Consider the following 17061-nt stretch of genomic DNA (forward strand, 5'->3'; position numbering starts at 1 on the left):
TGAACTATAGTGCATTTATTGAATGGACAAAACGATAATAAGTGTATCCGGAGAAAGGACAGATGATCGATTTTCAAACCAAACCAGCCGACTACAATCACTGGAAACTAGAATTTGAAGGTGATGTTTGTCGCCTGATTATGGACGTTAATCCTGATGCAACTCTTGCAGAGGGCTACCAGCTTAAAATGAACTCATACGACCTAGGTGTTGATATTGAGTTAAATGACGCATTGCAGCGCATCCGTTTTGAGCATCCTGAAGTTAAGACGGTTGTCATTGCATCAGGTAATGATAAGATCTTCTGTGCCGGTGCTAACATTAAAATGTTAGGTCTCTCTACTCATGCACACAAAGTAAATTTTTGTAAATTTACTAATGAGACTCGTAACTCAATCGAAGACTCTAGTCAGAACTCTGGTCTTAAGTTCTTGTGTGCGGTTTCTGGCACTGCTGCAGGCGGTGGTTATGAATTGGCTCTTGCTGCTGACGAAATCTACTTGGTTGATGACGGAAGTACAGCTGTTTCACTGCCTGAAGTGCCGCTCCTAGCTGTTCTGCCAGGTACTGGCGGTCTAACTCGTGTCGTTGATAAGCGTAAAGTGCGTCGTGACCGTGCTGATATTTTCTGTTCTATTGAAGAGGGTGCTGCTGGTCAGAAAGCAGTCGATTGGCGTTTGGTGGATGCTGCTGTGCCTCGCTCTAAATTCGCTGAGGCAGTCGATGTGCGTGCGAAGGAATTGGCCTCTTTGTCAGATCGTCCAGGTGGTCAGGGTTGTGATTTGACTCAGCTTAACCGCACTATTTCTGATAATGCAGTTGAGTACTCTACTGTCTCTGTTGCCGTTGACCGCGATGCACGCACAGCAGAAATTACCATCAAAACAAACGATTCATCTATGCCAGCTACAGCCGATGCTGCGCTAGCTCAAGGTGCTGAGTTCTGGGTTCTTCGTATGACTCGTGAATTGGATGATGCCATCCTTCACTTGCGTGCTAACGAGCTAGAGCAGGGCGTTTTATCTCTGAAAACCCAAGGTGATTTGGATGCCGTAATGGCAGCTGATGCCTTCTTGCAAGCAAACGCTGATCATTGGTTCATTCGTGAAGTGACCGCCTACTTCAAACGCGTTATGAAGCGTGTTGACATGACCTCACGTACTCTTGTGACGCTTGTTGAGCCAGGAAGCTGTTTTGGTGGCTTCCTAGCGGAACTGATGTTTGCGTCAGATCGTACTTACATGCTTGAAGGTCAGTTTGAGGGTGATGATACCCCAGAAGCCTCTATTGAGCTGAGTGCGATGAACTTTGGAACACTGCCAATGAGTAATGATATTTCCCGTTTGGATACGCGATTTTTAGGTGAGCCAGAATCTGTTGAAAAAGCAAAAGCAACAATAGGAAACCGTTTAGACGCAGCTGCTTGTGCTGTGTTGGGTCTTGTAACGGACGCGCTTGATGACATTGACTGGGAAGATGAAGTCCCTCATGTCATTCAATCACGTGCCAGTTACTCACCAGATGCATTAACAGGCCTTGAAGCTAACTTGCGATTTGCGGGTCCTGAAACAATGGAAACTAAAATCTTTGGTCGCTTAACAGCATGGCAAAACTGGATCTTCCAGCGTCCAAATGCAGTTGCCGAGGGCGGTGCATTGAAGCTCTACGGTACGGGTACCCGTGCTGAATATGATTTTAAACGTGTATAACTGAACGAAGTGTTGGAGAGTATAAAAATGACTACTGAAAACGTCCGCGTAGAAGTTAACTACGACGATTTAATTCCAAACAATGTTGATCTATCAAGTGACCGTCGTCTTTTAAAGGCGCTTGAAGAGTGGCACCCTAAATTCCTTGAGTGGTGGGGCGATCTTGGTCCAGACGGCTTCAATGATAAAGAAGTTTACCTGCGCACAGCTGTTGGTGTTGACCCTAAAGGCTGGGCTGTATTTGGCCACGTTAAAATGCCGGAGTATCGTTGGGGTGTGCTTTTAGCACCTCAAGTTGAGGGTCGTACCATTCCATTTGGTAAACATAAAGGCGAGCCTGCTTGGCAAGAAGTCCCAGCTGAATACCGTTCACTGTTGCGTCGAATGATTGTTGTTCAGGGTGATACTGAGCCGGCTTCAGTTGAACAGCAGCGCCATCTCGGTTCTACGGCACCATCATTGTATGATATGCGTAACCTTTTCCAGATCAATGTTGAAGAAGGTCGCCACCTTTGGGCAATGGTCTACCTTCTAATGAAGTACTTTGGCAAAGAGGGTCGTGAAGAAGCTAAGATGATGCTAGAGCGTAACTCTGGTAACGAAGACAAACCACGTATTCTTGGTGCCTTCAATGAAGAGACTCCAGATTGGTTGTCATTCTTCATGTTTACTTACTTTACTGATCGCGACGGTAAGATGCAGCTTGAATCCCTAGCTCAGTCTGGTTTTGATCCGTTGTCACGTACGTGTCGATTCATGTTGACTGAAGAAGCGCATCACATGTTTGTTGGTGAGTCGGGTGTTATGCGTGTGTTAGAGCGTACTTGTGCAGCGATGAAGGAAGCGGGCATTACTGATCCTAACGATATCGAAGCTGTGCGCGCACTTGGCGTAATCGATCTGCCGACTATTCAGAAAAAACTGAACTTCCATATGGCGGTTACACTGGATCTGTTCGGTGCTGAGCTGTCGACTAACGGCGCTGCTGCCTTCGAAGCAGGTATCAAAGGTCGTTACATGGAAGAAAAGCTTGATGACGATCACCAGCTTTACAATGAGAAGTATCCAGTACTTCAAGTTGTTGATGGTCAGCTAGTTGAGGTTGAGGAAGACGCAATTTCAGCTATTAACGGTCGTCTACTTGATGATTACATCAAAGATGCGACGAGCGGCATTAAGCGTTGGAACAAGGCGATTGCTAAAGCTGGTATTGAGTTCGAATTGGTACCACCACACAAAGCCTTCAACCGTAAGATTGGTACGTTCGCTGATATCAATGTTACCCCATCTGGTGAAATTGTTGATGCGCAGACGTTTGAGGCAAACCTTGCTAACTGGTTGCCTAATGACTCTGATCTAGAGTTTATCAACAGCCTCATGGTTCAGTGTACTGAGCCAGGCAAGTATGCAAACTGGATTGCTCCTCCGAAAGTGGGCGTAAACCAGCAAGCGTCTGACTTTGAGTACGTAAAACTAGCGTAACTCACTCTGCCCGGTTCCAACAGAACCGGGCATTTTATTCACTTATAACAAGAGCAATCAGTCATGACTTCACTTAGACAGCACCTTATCGATCCTGAAGTTTGTATTCGTTGTAATACCTGTGAAGAGAACTGCCCAGTAGATGGAGCAATCGAGCATAACGATGATAACTACGTTGTGAATGCCGAGCTTTGTAACAACTGTATGAGCTGTATAGCTCCTTGCCCTACAGGTGCAATTGATAGTTGGCAACTAGTTAATGTGCCTTACTCTCTAGAGGAACAGTACTCTTGGGATGAGCTGCCTGAAGAGATTGAGCTTGTTAATGTTGATTCGGAGTCTGAAGCATCAGAGTCTGAAGCTAATGATATTCTTGATGTTGCCCACGCTTCTAGCGGCGCAGTGCCAGCTCCAGCAACAGCATCAAAACCACAGATTAATCTCTGGACCCGTGATAACCCAGCTAAGGCTAAGGTAACAGGTAATATGCGTATTACTGAAGAGGGTACAGAGTCTGATATCCATCACATTGTTTTGGATTTTGGTTCGCAGAGTTTCCCTGTTTTAGAGGGACAGTCAATTGGTATTATTCCACCGGGCGTAGATGATAAAGGGAAGCCGCATTTGGTTCGGCTCTACTCAATTGCGAGTGCCCGTGACGGCGAGCGTCCTGGTTACAACAATCTAGCGCTTACTATTAAGCGCGTTACTTTCGATGTTGATGGCGAATCACGTCAAGGTGTCGGTTCAGGTTACATGTGTGACCTACAGAAAGGCGATGAGGTTCAAGTAACTGGACCATTTGGTAGTACCTTCCTAATGCCTAATGATCCGGATGCGAATCTAATGATGATCTGTACAGGTACAGGCGCGGCACCATTCCGCGGTATGACAGAGCGCCGTCGTCGTTTAGCTGCCAATGGCAAAGGCAAGATGATGCTGTTCTTTGGGGCCCGCACCGCTAGCGAGTTACCTTATTTCGGGCCACTACAAAAGGTTCCTGCAGACCTTCTTGATCAAGAGCTTGTTTTCTCACGAATGACCCGACTTGATGAGAACGATAAAGAGTACGTTCAAGATCGTATGTTGAAGCGTTCAGACGATGTTGCAGCACTTCTTAAAGATAACAACACTCACATTTACATCTGTGGTCTGAAAGGCATGGAAGAGGGTGTTGAATCTAGCTTTACACAGATCTGTGCAGATAATGGCATGGATTGGAGTGAAATTCGTTCGTCACTTAAATCGGAAGGTAGGTATCATATAGAGACCTATTAATTCGTTAAGAGTCTTTCCAATGAATGCTCCTCTGATTTATAAGCGTCGCCCCCAATGGGGCGACACAGATGCTGCTCAAATAGTCTTTACAGGCCGGATTGCTGATTACATTTTAGAAGCGATCGATCACTTCATGCGTGAGGTGTTAGAGATGCCCTGGTTTGAACTCAATATAGATGAGCACATTGGTACGCCTTTTGTTTCGGTCAAATACGATATATTTTCACCGTTGACCCCTCGATCTGATCTCCACTGTAAAGTTCTTGTAAACAAGGTGGGACAAACCTCTGTTGGGTTTCACGTCACCATTTTGAATGATGAAAGTTTAAAGTGTGTGGTTGCTGAAACGGTCAACGTGTTCGTCAACAATCAGTCGATGACCAAGATCGATATTCCTGAAAAGTATCGTAAGCGACTCGAGTCTTATGTGCAGGCCTGTGGAGGTATTGATGAATAACTCAGATATTGATACCCAATTCGATGAACTTGCGTTGCAACAATACATAGAAGAGATTGGTAATAGAGTCAGATCTCTCAGAGCTAAGCGCGGCATGACTCGTAAGAGTTTATCTAAGCACTCTGACGTTTCTGAACGTTATCTTGCTCAGTTGGAGACGGGTAAAGCTAACATCACACTGAGTGTCTTGTGGCGAGTCGCTGAGGCGTTTGATATTCCGTTTTCAGAGATTATTCCTGATCAATGCCGTGACGGTATTAATCCACTGTTTGCTAGCTTTGTATCCTCTTTGACTGAGGAGCAACAAAATAGCGCTTTACAGCTTTTGAAACGACATTTCGCAAGCAGCTTAGCATCGGGGCATGGTGTTGCATTGGTTGGCCTTCGCGGAGCAGGTAAAACCACTTTGGGCCAACTGCTTGCCAAAGAGATGAATGTTCGCTTCATCCGCCTGACTGCTCTAATCGAAGAACTCGCAAATATGTCTATCGGAGAGATTTTAGATCTTGGTGGGCAGAAGAAATTCCGTCGTATTGAAGCGCAAGCGCTTGAATATGTTTTAAACCTGAATGAACCGGTTATTTTAGAAACGGGTGGTTCACTGGTCTCTCAAACTGAGTCGTTCAAATTACTCCTCGATAACTTCTTCTCGGTTTGGATTAAAGCTTCGCCAGAAGAGCATCTTTCTCGAGTTATGGATCAAGGTGATACTCGTCCAATGGCTGGTCTTAAAGAGGCGATAGAGGATCTTAAACTGATCTTAGAAGAGCGTGAATCGGGCTACAAACTGTCTGATTATACTCTTGATACGACAGGCCGAACTGAATCCGAGTGTTTAGCAGAACTTAAAAAAACGGCAGGAGCTTTCCTTCACTGAATTCTACCTGGCTAGAAGTTGACCGTTTTTAGTCAGGCACACATAGGTCTAATGATGACAATAAAAAAAAGGAGTCAATCATGAAAAAAACAGCAATGATTTCGGCATTAACTGCAGGTGTGCTAAGTGCCTCAATTGCGTCAGCTGAGACGACTAAAGTTGGCGTTCTTCTTCCTTTTTCCGGTGTTTATGCGGCACTGGGTAAAGAGATAGATGCAGGTTTTGCATTGGGTATGGAAGAGTTTGGTTCAGGTCTAGACATAGAATATGTTCGTGAGGATTCTGAAGCTGATCCAGGTAAATCAGTTGCCAAGGCCCGTAAGCTGGTTCTTCAAGATAAAGTCGATGTGATGACTGGTTTGGTCTCTTCTGCCGTTGCTGGTGCGCTTCGTGATTTTGTTCATGGTGCTAAAGTCCCGCTTCTAATCACTAACGCGGGTGATAACTCTGTTACTGGTGCGAAGTGTAGCCCTTACATCTCTCGCTTCTCTTTCTCTAATGGCCAAATCAACCGTCCAATGGGTACATGGATGGCAGAAAATGGCATTAAAAAAGTGTACACACTAGCACCTGACTACACAGCGGGTCGTGAAATGATTGAAGGTTTTGTTGGTACGTTTGAGGCTGCAGGCGGCGAAGTCGTTGGTGGCGAATACACACCATTCCGCAAGACAAAAGATTTTGGTCCGTACTTGGCCAAAGCCAAAGCGTCGGGTGCAGATGCTGTTTACAGCTTCTATGCTGGCGGTGAAGCCATTGCTTTTGTTAAGCAATACGATAGCTTCGGTCTAGATGAGACTATGCCACTATACGGCTCAGGCTTCCTGACTTCACCACTTTACGTGAAGGCTGAGGGTGATGCTGCTGTCGGTGTTACAACCGTTCTGCACTACGCGCCAACGATTGACACTGATGTGAACAATGCCTTTGTTCAAAAATTCCAATCAATGAACGATGGTCGTTCCCCATCTGAGTTTGCTGTGGCGGGTTATGACGCTGCTCAGGCTCTAGCGCTTGCACTCAAAGGCGGTGCAGATGATCGTGCTTCTATTGCAGAAGCCATCTCGAAAGTTTCGTTCTCGGGTCCACGTGGCGAAGTCTCTATTGATCCTAAGACAAACAACATTGTGCAGCCACTTTACGTGTATGAAACCGTAAAAGATGGTGAAAAATTGACTCAGAAAGTTGTTGCTCAACTTCCGAGTGAACGTGACCCAGCGGGTAGTTGTTCACTCTAATTTCGTTTCAATTTGCAATAAAAGCTGGGCGCAAGCCCAGCTCATTTCGAGGCCTTCCAATGGATACCGGTTTTTGGATTCTGCAATTGCTGAATGCGTTGCAGCTATCGATGCTTTTGTTTCTTTTGTCAGTGGGTTTGACCGTAATTTTCGGTCTAATGCACTTCGTTAACCTTGCGCACGGTGCGCTCTATGCCTTCGGTGCTTATGTTGCTGCTACGATCGCAGCCAGCATGGGTTATTGGGTAGGGCTGTTTGTCGCGCCTTTAGCCGTCGCTGTTCTTGGGTTGGTACTCTATCAATTTTTGATCAAAAGTATGCGCTCCAGTGGTCCAATGGCTCAGGTCTTGGTGACCTTTGGGTTGATCTTCGCATTATTGGATATTACTCGAATTATTTGGGGTGACCTAGCCTTGGCTCTGGATGTGCCAGAGATTCTTTCCGGCCGAGTGTCGCTGTTAGGTGTTGAATATCCTGCCTATCGCTTCTTTGTGATGCTGGTTGGCTTGACTGCACTTATCATTCTTAATTTAGTGCTAAATAAAACACAAATTGGCGCCATGATTCGTGCGGGGGTTGATAACGATAAGATGGCCTCTTGCTTGGGGATCAACGTTGAACGTCTATTCTTTTTAGTCTTCTGTGTGGGCTGTGCCTTGGCAGGCCTAGCAGGCGCAGTGGCGGCTCCCTTGCTATCGGTTGTTCCCGAGATGGGATTAGAAATTCTTATACCCACGCTTATCGTTATTGTTATTGGCGGATTGGGTTCTTTAAAAGGGGCTATTGCTGGCTCGCTTATATATGGTTTTGTACAAACCTTTGGCTCTGTTTTTGCTCCTCAGTTTGCGTCAGTTGTTATCTACCTTCTTTTGGCGTTTATTTTGGTCACCAAACCTGCTGGTCTGTTCCCAGCAAAAGGAGGGTAAATCATGTTTTTTCAAACGCCTTTAAGAAATTTTATAATGATTGGCTATCTATTGATTTGCGCGTACATCGCAATGACAGCCGACTATTTTGGTGTCGAGATACTCACTGAATTGCTCATCTTAGCGATGATCGCTCTGGCGCTTGATTTGGTTGCAGGGTTCGGCGGCATGGTGTCGCTCTGTCACGGTGCTCTGGCCGGTCTAGGTGCCTATGTCTTTGCAACTTTGTGTACTAAGTTGGGTTTTGGGGCTTTAGAATCGGTACTGATAGCATGTGTTCTGACTGGGATGGTCTCTTGGTTAATCGGCCTGATCTGTTCAAAATCCCATGGCATCTATTTCATTATGGCAACTTTGGCTTTTGGTCAAATGGCCTACTCTTTTGTATTTGAGTCAAGTTACTTAGGGGGCGACAACGGTATGGCAGGTATCCCTCGCCTAGACCTTACGCCCATCAGTATCGATCTATTCGACTCAACCAACTTTGCTCTGTTTTGCTTGTTTTGTTTGGCTATCTCCTATCTTTTTGTCGCTAAAGTACTCTCCTCAGGCTTGGGTCGAAGCATGGTAGGTATCATGTACAGCGAGAAACGTTCTAGAGCGCTGGGTCAGCCAGTCACGCTGATTAAGGCCAATATATTTGGGCTTTCAGGTATTGTGTTAGGTCTAGCGGGTTCCCTATCTGCACAGCACTTTATGTTTATATCGCCCAGCCTACTCTCATGGACTCACTCAGGTGAGGTGCTAGTTGTAGTCATACTGGGTGGATTGGGAACCCTGGTAGGCCCAATTATTGGCGCAACTGCCTTTGTCGTGCTGAAACATGAGATTAGTAATTACACCGACCATTGGCATTTGATTGTTGGCATTATTCTCATTTTGGTTGTTATGGGCGGTGCCAAAGGGATCTACGGCATGTTGGAAAGTTATATCGAGCAGCGCAGAACGAAAGCGGCTGGTCCACGAAAAGTGTTGAGCGAGGAGTAATCATGCTTGAGGTAACTAATTTATCTAAGCACTTTGGTGCTCTTCATGTGACACGTGATGTGTCTATGAGTGTTGCCAAAGGTGAGCGAAGAGTCATTCTAGGGCCGAATGGTGCGGGTAAAACAACTCTGTTCAATCAGTTGGTCGGTGAATTTATGCCAGACTCAGGAAGTATCAAAATCAATAACGAAGATGTGACCTCCTGGAGTGTAGCGAAACGCGCTAATTTTGGTTTGAGTCGAAGCTATCAACAAAATACTTTGTTTGATGGTCTAACTATTGCTGAAAATCTAGGCTTAGCAGCGTCCGTTAAAACTAAAAAATCAACCACACTTTGGCGTGACTCGCTCACTTCTCCTGACGTGCGAGCCTTAGTAAGAGAGACTGCTGCTCAAGTTGATCTTACAGAGCATCTGAATAAGCGTGTTTCTGATGTGGCTTATGGTATTCGTCGTCAGCTAGAGGTTGGTATTGCCCTTGCTACTCAACCACGTGTGTTGCTGATGGATGAGCCTACGTCTGGTGTTGGGCCTGAAATGATTGGCGCATTTCATCACCTTTTAAAGCGTCTGCCAGAGGAGCTAACCATCGTTATCATAGAGCATGATATGGGCTTGGCATTTGATGTGGCTGATAGCATGACGGTTCTTAATTATGGTGAAGTGGTGTTTGAAGGGAGTCCTGATGAAGCCCGCGAAAGCACTTTACTGCAAGAAATTTATTTGGGGACTTTTGAAGATGCTTGATGTTAAAGGTTTAGAATCCGGCTACGGTGAGACACAGGTTCTCTTTGACTTGTCGTTTACAGCTCAAGCGGGCAAAGTTCATGCTCTACTAGGTCGAAATGGTGCGGGCAAGTCAACGACCCTTAAAACCATAATGGGACTTGTTAAACCCAAGCAGGGTCGTATCGCTTTGGAAGGGACCGAAATTCAAAAATTGGAGCCCTATACCGTTGCTGGAAAAGGCATCGCCTACGTGCCTGAAACGCGTGATATATTTCCCTCTTTAACCGTGCTCGAAAATTTAGAGCTAACCGCTAAACGTTATGTTGACGCTGACAATGGTGGGCAGAAACGTTGGACGATTGAACGAGTGTTTGACGTTTTTCCGCGTCTGTCTGAGCGTGCTAACAATTTTGGTAATGAGTTGTCGGGCGGTGAGCAGCAAATGCTAACGATTGCTCGTGCGCTTTTAATGAACCCTAAGCTGCTTATTCTTGACGAACCAACAGAGGGGCTTGCTCCAATCATCGTAAAGCAGATTCATGCTCAGCTTAAGTCCCTAAAAGAGACAGGTTTGACGATTATTTTGGTTGAACAAAATTTTGGCTTTGCGGTTAGCTTAGCCGATGATGTCAGTGTGGTGGGTAAAGGACAGATCGTGTGGCAAGGTTCACCGGAAGAGATTAAGGCCAATACCGAAGTCCAGAAGCAGTGGTTGGGCGTATAACTCAGTAAATTTATTAAAGGTGTTTAACTAAGAGTGTTTAGAGGCATTTTTCCCAAGACTCACTGGAATGATCTGCTTGATCACTTGGAAAGGTCAGGTCCAGATATTGTTGAAGTTGAGATTAATAGAGATGGGGTCATTGTTGATCATGAGCTCGTCTCTTTTATTAGCGAACTTGATGATGATGTAGTGATGCTAATTGAGCGCGATAAGCTTTTGGAGACTCGTACCGACGGTCTAGTGGAGTTGAAACACTACTCTAATGAATCTCTATTAATCGAGGACGAGACAAATAGACAGCAGTGGGTCGTAGAGTTAGTACGGCCCATCTATTTACATTAATCATTCAAAGCCTAGGCCGAACATTGCCTCCAAATCGTGTTTTGAATAGGCTTTAAAAGCCAGCATCGTCTCAGTCTCTTCAATATGATCAACCTCAGCTAATTTGTTGGTAATCAGATCAGATAGCGCCTCGTTATTTTCAACACGAGCCATCGCAACTAAATCAAAATTTCCGCTGACAGAGAAAACTTCTGTAAAACCTTCCATTCCAGCGAGAAGCGTAGCGGTCTCTTGAATTTTTTGTCTTTGAACTTTTAACAATATGATCGCTGTAACCATTTTTATCTCCAGTTATTTACAGCTTTAGTTATAGCATGGATTGAGTTGTGGTTAATAGGTACAAAAAAAGCGACCCCTGGGTCGCTTTCTTATTGAGTGGCGAGGCGATTAACCGTTGTACTTCTCGAACACTAGAGTCGAGTTGGTACCACCAAAGCCGAAGCTGTTCGACATCACGCGTTGTAGGTCGACGCCATCTTTGCGTGCTGTCACAACTGGTAGGCCTTCAGCTTCTGGGTCGATCTCTTCAATGTTCGCTGAGGCACAGATGAAGTTGTTCTCTTGCATCAGTAGACAGTAGATCGCTTCCTGTACGCCTGTAGCGCCCAGTGAGTGACCCGCCAGTGACTTAGTTGAGCTGACCGGTGGCATCTCTGTACCGAAGGTCTCTTTCATCGCTTTCAGCTCTTGAATATCGCCTGCGGGTGTCGAAGTGCCGTGTGAGTTGATGTAATCGATCTTGCCATCAACCGTGCTCATAGCCTGTTGCATACAACGAACAGCGCCTTCGCCGGATGGAGCAACCATGTCGTAACCATCGGAGGTCGCGCCATAGCCTACGAGTTCAGCATAGATTTTCGCACCGCGTGCTTTAGCGTGCTCCAGCTCTTCTAGAACCAGCATGCCGCCGCCACCTGCGATCACGAAACCATCACGGTTTGCATCGTAAGCGCGAGACGCTTTTTCTGGCGTTTCGTTGTATTTGCTTGATAGGGCGCCCATGGCATCAAACATGACACTCAAAGACCAGTGTAGCTCTTCACCGCCACCGGCAAAGACGATGTCTTGTTTGCCAAGTTGGATCTGCTCCATCGCATTACCAATACAGTGTGCGCTGGTCGCACAAGCAGAGGTGATTGAGTAGTTCACACCTTTGATCTTGAATGGGGTAGCAAGACAGGCTGATACGGTAGAGCCCATGGTGCGAGTCACGCGGTATGGACCGACACGACGAACGCCTTTATCACGAAGGATGTCGGCGGTTTCAACAATGTCAGCCGACGAAGCACCACCAGAACCTGCGATCAGGCCAGTACGTACATTCGAAACCTGATCTTCTGATAGACCCGCATCTTTAATGGCTTGTTCCATTGAGATGTATGAGTAAGCTGCTGCATTACCCATGAAGCGGCGCAGTTTACGATCGATCAGTTCATCCAGATCCAGATCATCAATACTGCCTGCAACCTGGCTACGGAAGCCAAGATCAGCGTATTCCTGCTGGAATTTAATGCCTGACTTGCCCTCTTTTAGTGATTCCAGAACGCTCTCTTTGTCAGAACCTAGACAAGAAACGATACCCATTCCGGTAACAACTACTCGACGCATGTTTACTCTCTCTCTAATTGTGTTTCTAAGCGTTAACGCTCTTAGAAGTTTTCGGTGCTGGTGAATAGACCGACTTTAAGATCCGTTGCTGTGTAGATCTCGCGACCATCCACTGATACCGAACCGTCTGCAATACCCATAACCAATTTACGCTCAATCACGCGTTTCATCTGGATGTTGTAAGTGACCTTCTTAGCAGTCGGTAGTATCTGACCTGTGAATTTAACCTCACCTGAACCCAGTGCGCGACCGCGACCTGGGTTGCCTTTCCAGCCTAGGTAGAAGCCAACGATCTGCCACATTGCGTCTAGACCAAGACAGCCAGGCATAACAGGATCGCTAGGGAAGTGACAGTCGAAGAACCAAAGATCTGGACGAATATCTAGTTCAGCGATGATTTCGCCTTTACCGTGCTCGCCACCTTCAGCAGAGATCTTGGTAATACGGTCCATCATAAGCATGTTGCCAACAGGTAGGCGGGCATTGCCTTCGCCAAACATTTCGCCGTGGCCACAGCTTAGAAGTTCGTCACGGTTAAAAGATGATTGTCTAGTCATGGTGTTCTAATTCACAGTCTTAATTACAAAAATTTGCCGGATTATACCTTTTTAGGGCTCGCTAAGCACGACATCGATCAGTTAAATTACCTGAATCACCCCATTTTAAGGAAAAACCCCTATGAAACACGCCTTCTGGCATGAGCGCTGGTCTGAAAATCGCATCGGTTTTCACCAGTCAGATTTTAACCCTTGGTTGACGAAATATTGGTCCACACTTGAGCTGTCTGGAGAGGAGTCTATCTTTGTGCCGCTCTGTGGTAAAAGCCGCGACATGCTTTGGTTGCGTGAGCAGGGTCATAAGGTCATCGGTGTTGAGTTGAGTGATCTGGCGTGCCGTGACTTTTTTGCAGAGCAGGGTGTCGATATCGATGCCATTGATGAGGGTGCTTTTCACCGTCGTGAGCGTGATGGAATCTCTCTGTTGGCTGGTGATGTCTTTAAAACCACCCGCGCTGCGCTCAATAACCCACGAGCCATCTACGATCGAGCGGCACTAATAGCACTTCCGCCCGAGATGCGAATCGACTACTCCGCGCACATCGCAAGGCTCACAGTGGTAGGCGATCAGATTTTGTTGATTGCGCTCGAGTATGACAATCCTAGAAACGAACCACCTTTTTCAGTAAAAGGTGATGAAGTGCAACGTCTATTCTCTGCTGAGTTTGAGATTGAAGAGCTTGATAGCGCTGATCTAAGTGAAGGGCGTTTTGAAAATCAGCGTGAAGTGGTTTATCGGTTGGTGCGTCGGTAGGTCGAAGCCAGTGAAGGTGACAGGCTAAAAGCCAGTCACCGGCCAAGAATCGTGACTGACTTCAGTCTGTCATCGGCTATTTCAGCGTCTTCCTGATAATTTATGTTATTGGAAAGCGGATGACAGGCTGAAGGCCTGTCACCAAAGTGTTCACTGGGTTCTTGCGATAGCCAAATCAGCAATCTGATTCAGCGTCACTTTAAACGAAGTGTCTGGTAGAGAGGCGATCGCGTTTTTCGCTTTATCGATCTCTTCGGCTGCTTTTTGACGCGAGTAGTCTATCGATCCATTGCGTTGCACGATCTCGAGTACCGGTGATAAATCATCCAGTCCACCTTTGCGGATCGCTTGGCGAATCAACTCTCTATCTTCATCGCTGCCGACGCGCATTGCATGAATCAGCGGCAGTGTGGCTTTGCCTTCGGCGAGGTCGTCTCCAACGTTTTTACCCATGGTTTCGCTATCAGATAGATAGTCGAGTAGGTCATCGACGATTTGGAAGGCGATGCCAAGGTGGCGACCATAAAGTCTTAGGGCTTCACGATTCTCTGCAGAGCTGTCCGCTAGAATTGCTCCGACCTCTGTTGCTGCTTCAAACAGCATGGCCGTTTTGCCAAGAATGACCTGAAGGTAAGACTCTTCACTGGTATCTGGGTTGCGCTGGTTTAGCAGCTGCAGAACTTCGCCTTCGGCAATGATCGTAGTGGCGTGTGAAATGACCTGCATGATCTCCATGCGGCCAATCTCAACCATGATCTGGAATGAGCGAGAGTAGAGGAAGTCACCGACTAATACGCTCGGCGCATTACCCCACTGAGCGTTTGCGGTGGCGTTACCGCGACGTAGCTCAGAGTTGTCGACCACATCGTCATGCAGCAGTGTTGCCGTATGAATGAATTCGATGACCGCTGCCAGTGGAATGTGTTGTTCCCCTTTATAGCCAGCGGCATTGGCAGCCAGTAGAACCAACAACGGACGCAAGCGCTTACCGCCACCTTCAACAATGTGATGTGCAATCTTCTCTACTAGAGGGACATTGGAGCCAAGATTGTTAAGGATGTAATCCGTAACGGCATCGAATTGAGGCTCGATCAGTGGGTTGAGTTGGTGTGGTTGCATTTTGGTTACTACTTATAAATGACAGACGGATGCTAGGGGGTGAGAGCGGGGGTGTCAATATGACTCTGGTGTATAGGCCTTCCAATGCCTCAATTTAGTGTAAATAAGGGTTGAGTTTGAGTGGGGGGTTCTGTATTATTCTGCGCCCTAGCTTGTCCAAATAACGCTCCCTGTGCGAGGGTGTCGTAAGACATCAGCCCTTCAGAGCAGGTTTCGTATTAGTAGCCGGGTAAGCAAAATATTGGAGAACACAGATGTTTGCAGTAATCGTAAGCGGTGGTAAACAGTACCGCGTACAAGAGGGTCAGACCCTTAAAGTAGAAAAGCTAGCGGTTGAAGCTGGTTCAAACGTTGATTTCGATCGCGTACTACTTGTTAGCAACGGCGACGACGTTAAAGTTGGCGCGCCAGTTGTTGAAGGTGCTAAAGTTTCTGCTGAAGTGGTATCACACGGTCGCGGTGACAAGGTGAAAATCATCAAGTTCCGTCGTCGTAAGCACCACATGAAGCGTCAGGGCCACCGTCAGTGGTACACTGAAGTTAAAATCACTGGCATTAACGGCTGATCAACGAATCTAGGAGATTAGAGAATGGCTCATAAGAAGGCAGCCGGCTCAACGCGTAACGGACGCGATTCGGAGTCGAAACGCTTAGGCGTTAAACGTTTTGGTGGTCAGGAAGTACTTGCGGGTAACATCCTGGTTCGTCAGCGCGGTACTAAATTCCACGCTGGTACAAACGTAGGCATCGGCAAAGACCACACTCTATTTGCGAAAGCAAACGGTGTTGTTAAGTTCGAAGTTAAAGGCCCTTACAACCGTAAATTCGTTAGCATCGAAACTGCCTAAGTTTCGTTGTTACGTAAAAAACCCGCTTAGGCGGGTTTTTTTGTTTTTTAGGCCGTGTCAGCGTGTCAGGCTGAAGCCAGACAGGGCTTGAAAAGCTATTAAGTTCAAAAAAGCATGTAAGGTTGATTCTTACCAGAGTAAAATCAGCCCACTGAGGGAAAATAGGATCATGTCGTTAGGTTTGACAGACGATCTGGCCCTATTTTTCCTCCATTTAGGAGAAAGAGATGAAGTTTGTTGATGAAGCACTGATTACCGTACAAGCCGGTAAAGGCGGAAACGGCTGTATGAGTTTCCGTCGCGAGAAGTACATTCCAAAAGGTGGCCCAGATGGTGGCGACGGTGGTGATGGTGGTTCTATTTTTGTCGAAGCCGATTCAGGTCTTAATACGCTAATCGATTACCGCTTTACGCGTCACTACAAAGCACAAAACGGTGAGGGCGGTCAGGGTCGTCAGTGTACCGGTTCCAAAGGTGAAGATCTGGTGCTTAAAGTGCCAGTCGGTACCACCATTGTGGATGTGGATACCGATGAGGTGTTGGCGGATCTGACGGCTGTCGGTCAGGTCGAAAAGATCGCTCAGGGCGGTTGGCACGGCTTGGGTAATACGCGTTTTAAAAGCAGTGTAAACCGTGCGCCTCGTCAAACGACTAAAGGTTCCGAGGGTGAGTTGCGTAACGTTCGTCTGGAGTTGCGTGTCCTGGCTGATGTCGGCCTTCTTGGTCTGCCAAATGCCGGCAAATCGACGCTGATTCGTTCTATCTCAGCTGCTAAGCCTAAAGTGGCTAACTACCCATTCACTACCTTGGTACCTAACCTGGGTGTCGTTCGCACCGAAGCGCACCGCAGTTTCGTCGTTGCCGATATCCCTGGAATCATTGAAGGTGCCGCAGAGGGTGCCGGTCTTGGTATTCGCTTCCTAAAACACTTGGCGCGTAACCGTGTACTGTTGCACCTGGTTGATATGGCGCCTTGGGACGAGGTGACACCTGCTGAAGCAGCGGTCACTGCAGTTAATGAGCTGAATAAGTTCTCGCCTACCTTGGCTGATCAGCCTCGCTGGTTGTTGCTGAATAAGATCGACATGGTGCCAGAAGAGGAGCTTGAAGAGCGTTGTCAGTCAGTGATCGATGCGTTGGAATGGGATGGTCCGGTATTCCGTATCTCTGCTATCAACAAGCAAGGCACTGATCTTTTGGTCCATCAGTTGCAAGACTATCTTGATGAGAAGAAAGAGGCGCTTGCAGAGAATCCAGAATTGGTGGATGCAGAGCGTGAGCTGCGTATGCAGATTGACCGTGAAGCGCGTGAAAATCTTGAGCGTATGCGTGCCGAAATGCGTGCGCGTCGTGAAGCGGGCGAAGCTGATGATTGGGATGACTTCGATGATGACGATTACGATGTTGAAGTGGAGTACGTAAAGTAA

General features: G+C 46.9%; 19 protein-coding genes. 15 read left to right on the top strand and 4 right to left on the bottom strand.

Annotated elements, in window-relative coordinates:
• Positions 1-62 precede the first annotated feature (62 nt).
• The 11 genes from boxC (at position 63) to XMA127_RS02050 (ending at position 10748) form a co-directional block, all read left to right on the top strand.
• Entirely contained in the window at positions 63-1709 is a 1647-nt protein-coding gene (boxC, locus tag XMA127_RS02000) for a 2,3-epoxybenzoyl-CoA dihydrolase (protein ID WP_173482896.1), read from the top strand.
• Positions 1710-1736: 27 nt separating this feature from the next.
• Positions 1737-3191 (top strand): benzoyl-CoA 2,3-epoxidase subunit BoxB, encoded by a 1455-nt coding sequence (gene boxB, locus XMA127_RS02005; protein WP_173482895.1) that lies wholly within the window; start codon positions 1737-1739, stop codon positions 3189-3191.
• Positions 3192-3254: 63 nt separating this feature from the next.
• Positions 3255-4469, top strand: coding sequence for a benzoyl-CoA 2,3-epoxidase subunit BoxA (gene boxA / locus XMA127_RS02010; RefSeq protein ID WP_173483845.1), 1215 nt, complete (start codon positions 3255-3257; stop codon positions 4467-4469).
• A 19-nt stretch (positions 4470-4488) separates the two neighbouring features.
• Entirely contained in the window at positions 4489-4926 is a 438-nt protein-coding gene (locus XMA127_RS02015; RefSeq protein ID WP_173482893.1) for a thioesterase family protein, read from the top strand.
• On the top strand, positions 4919-5803 hold the full coding sequence (locus XMA127_RS02020; RefSeq protein WP_173482892.1) for a helix-turn-helix transcriptional regulator: 885 nt from the start codon (positions 4919-4921) through the stop codon (positions 5801-5803). Before XMA127_RS02015 ends, XMA127_RS02020 begins: the two co-directional genes overlap by 8 nt.
• An 80-nt stretch (positions 5804-5883) precedes the next feature.
• Positions 5884-7041, top strand: a complete 1158-nt coding sequence (locus tag XMA127_RS02025) for an ABC transporter substrate-binding protein (RefSeq protein WP_217361975.1) — start codon at positions 5884-5886, stop codon at positions 7039-7041.
• Positions 7042-7100: 59 nt separating this feature from the next.
• Complete coding sequence (locus XMA127_RS02030; protein ID WP_173482891.1) at positions 7101-7967, top strand: branched-chain amino acid ABC transporter permease; 867 nt, start codon at positions 7101-7103, stop codon at positions 7965-7967.
• 36 nt (positions 7968-8003) lie between these two features.
• A complete protein-coding gene (locus XMA127_RS02035; protein ID WP_217361976.1) occupies positions 8004-8954 on the top strand; it encodes a branched-chain amino acid ABC transporter permease in 951 nt (316 codons plus the stop codon).
• A gap of 2 nt (positions 8955-8956) precedes the next feature.
• The gene (locus tag XMA127_RS02040) at positions 8957-9700 is read left to right on the top strand and encodes an ABC transporter ATP-binding protein (RefSeq protein ID WP_173482889.1); all 744 of its coding nucleotides are present in this window, start codon (positions 8957-8959) and stop codon (positions 9698-9700) included.
• A complete protein-coding gene (locus tag XMA127_RS02045) occupies positions 9693-10406 on the top strand; it encodes an ABC transporter ATP-binding protein (protein ID WP_173482888.1) in 714 nt (237 codons plus the stop codon). Before XMA127_RS02040 ends, XMA127_RS02045 begins: the two co-directional genes overlap by 8 nt.
• Positions 10407-10439: 33 nt before the next feature.
• Positions 10440-10748, top strand: coding sequence for a hypothetical protein (locus XMA127_RS02050; RefSeq protein WP_173482887.1), 309 nt, complete (start codon positions 10440-10442; stop codon positions 10746-10748).
• Here XMA127_RS02050 and XMA127_RS02055 read toward each other — a convergent pair whose 3' ends face one another.
• The 3 genes from XMA127_RS02055 to fabA all read right to left on the bottom strand — a co-directional run bounded on the left by XMA127_RS02055 (position 10749) and on the right by fabA (position 12913).
• The gene (locus XMA127_RS02055; RefSeq protein ID WP_173482886.1) at positions 10749-11027 is read right to left on the bottom strand and encodes an Lrp/AsnC family transcriptional regulator; all 279 of its coding nucleotides are present in this window, start codon (positions 11025-11027) and stop codon (positions 10749-10751) included.
• A 108-nt stretch (positions 11028-11135) separates the two neighbouring features.
• The gene (gene fabB / locus XMA127_RS02060) at positions 11136-12356 is read right to left on the bottom strand and encodes a beta-ketoacyl-ACP synthase I (RefSeq protein WP_173482885.1); all 1221 of its coding nucleotides are present in this window, start codon (positions 12354-12356) and stop codon (positions 11136-11138) included.
• 41 nt (positions 12357-12397) lie between these two features.
• Positions 12398-12913: a 3-hydroxyacyl-[acyl-carrier-protein] dehydratase FabA gene (gene fabA / locus XMA127_RS02065; protein WP_173480360.1), complete on the bottom strand. Its 516-nt coding sequence runs from the start codon at positions 12911-12913 to the stop codon at positions 12398-12400.
• A 121-nt stretch (positions 12914-13034) separates the two neighbouring features.
• On the opposite strand from fabA, the gene tmpT reads away from it, so the two are divergent.
• Positions 13035-13667, top strand: a complete 633-nt coding sequence (gene tmpT / locus XMA127_RS02070; RefSeq protein ID WP_173483846.1) for a thiopurine S-methyltransferase — start codon at positions 13035-13037, stop codon at positions 13665-13667.
• Positions 13668-13817: 150 nt separating this feature from the next.
• Here tmpT and XMA127_RS02075 read toward each other — a convergent pair whose 3' ends face one another.
• Positions 13818-14786 carry a polyprenyl synthetase family protein gene (locus tag XMA127_RS02075; RefSeq protein ID WP_173483847.1) on the bottom strand — a complete coding sequence of 323 codons (969 nt, stop codon included), beginning with the start codon at positions 14784-14786 and terminating at the stop codon, positions 13818-13820.
• A 254-nt stretch (positions 14787-15040) separates the two neighbouring features.
• Between XMA127_RS02075 and rplU the strand changes: the two genes are divergently transcribed.
• The 3 genes from rplU (at position 15041) to cgtA (ending at position 17061) form a co-directional block, all read left to right on the top strand.
• Positions 15041-15352: a 50S ribosomal protein L21 gene (gene rplU / locus XMA127_RS02080; protein ID WP_173480363.1), complete on the top strand. Its 312-nt coding sequence runs from the start codon at positions 15041-15043 to the stop codon at positions 15350-15352.
• A 24-nt stretch (positions 15353-15376) separates the two neighbouring features.
• Positions 15377-15634 (top strand): 50S ribosomal protein L27, encoded by a 258-nt coding sequence (gene rpmA, locus XMA127_RS02085; RefSeq protein WP_173482883.1) that lies wholly within the window; start codon positions 15377-15379, stop codon positions 15632-15634.
• Between the two features lie 227 nt (positions 15635-15861).
• Complete coding sequence (gene cgtA, locus XMA127_RS02090) at positions 15862-17061, top strand: Obg family GTPase CgtA (RefSeq protein ID WP_173480365.1); 1200 nt, start codon at positions 15862-15864, stop codon at positions 17059-17061.

The organism is Marinobacterium sp. xm-a-127 (assembly GCF_013283425.1).
GTDB lineage: Bacteria > Pseudomonadota > Gammaproteobacteria > Pseudomonadales > Balneatricaceae > Marinobacterium_E.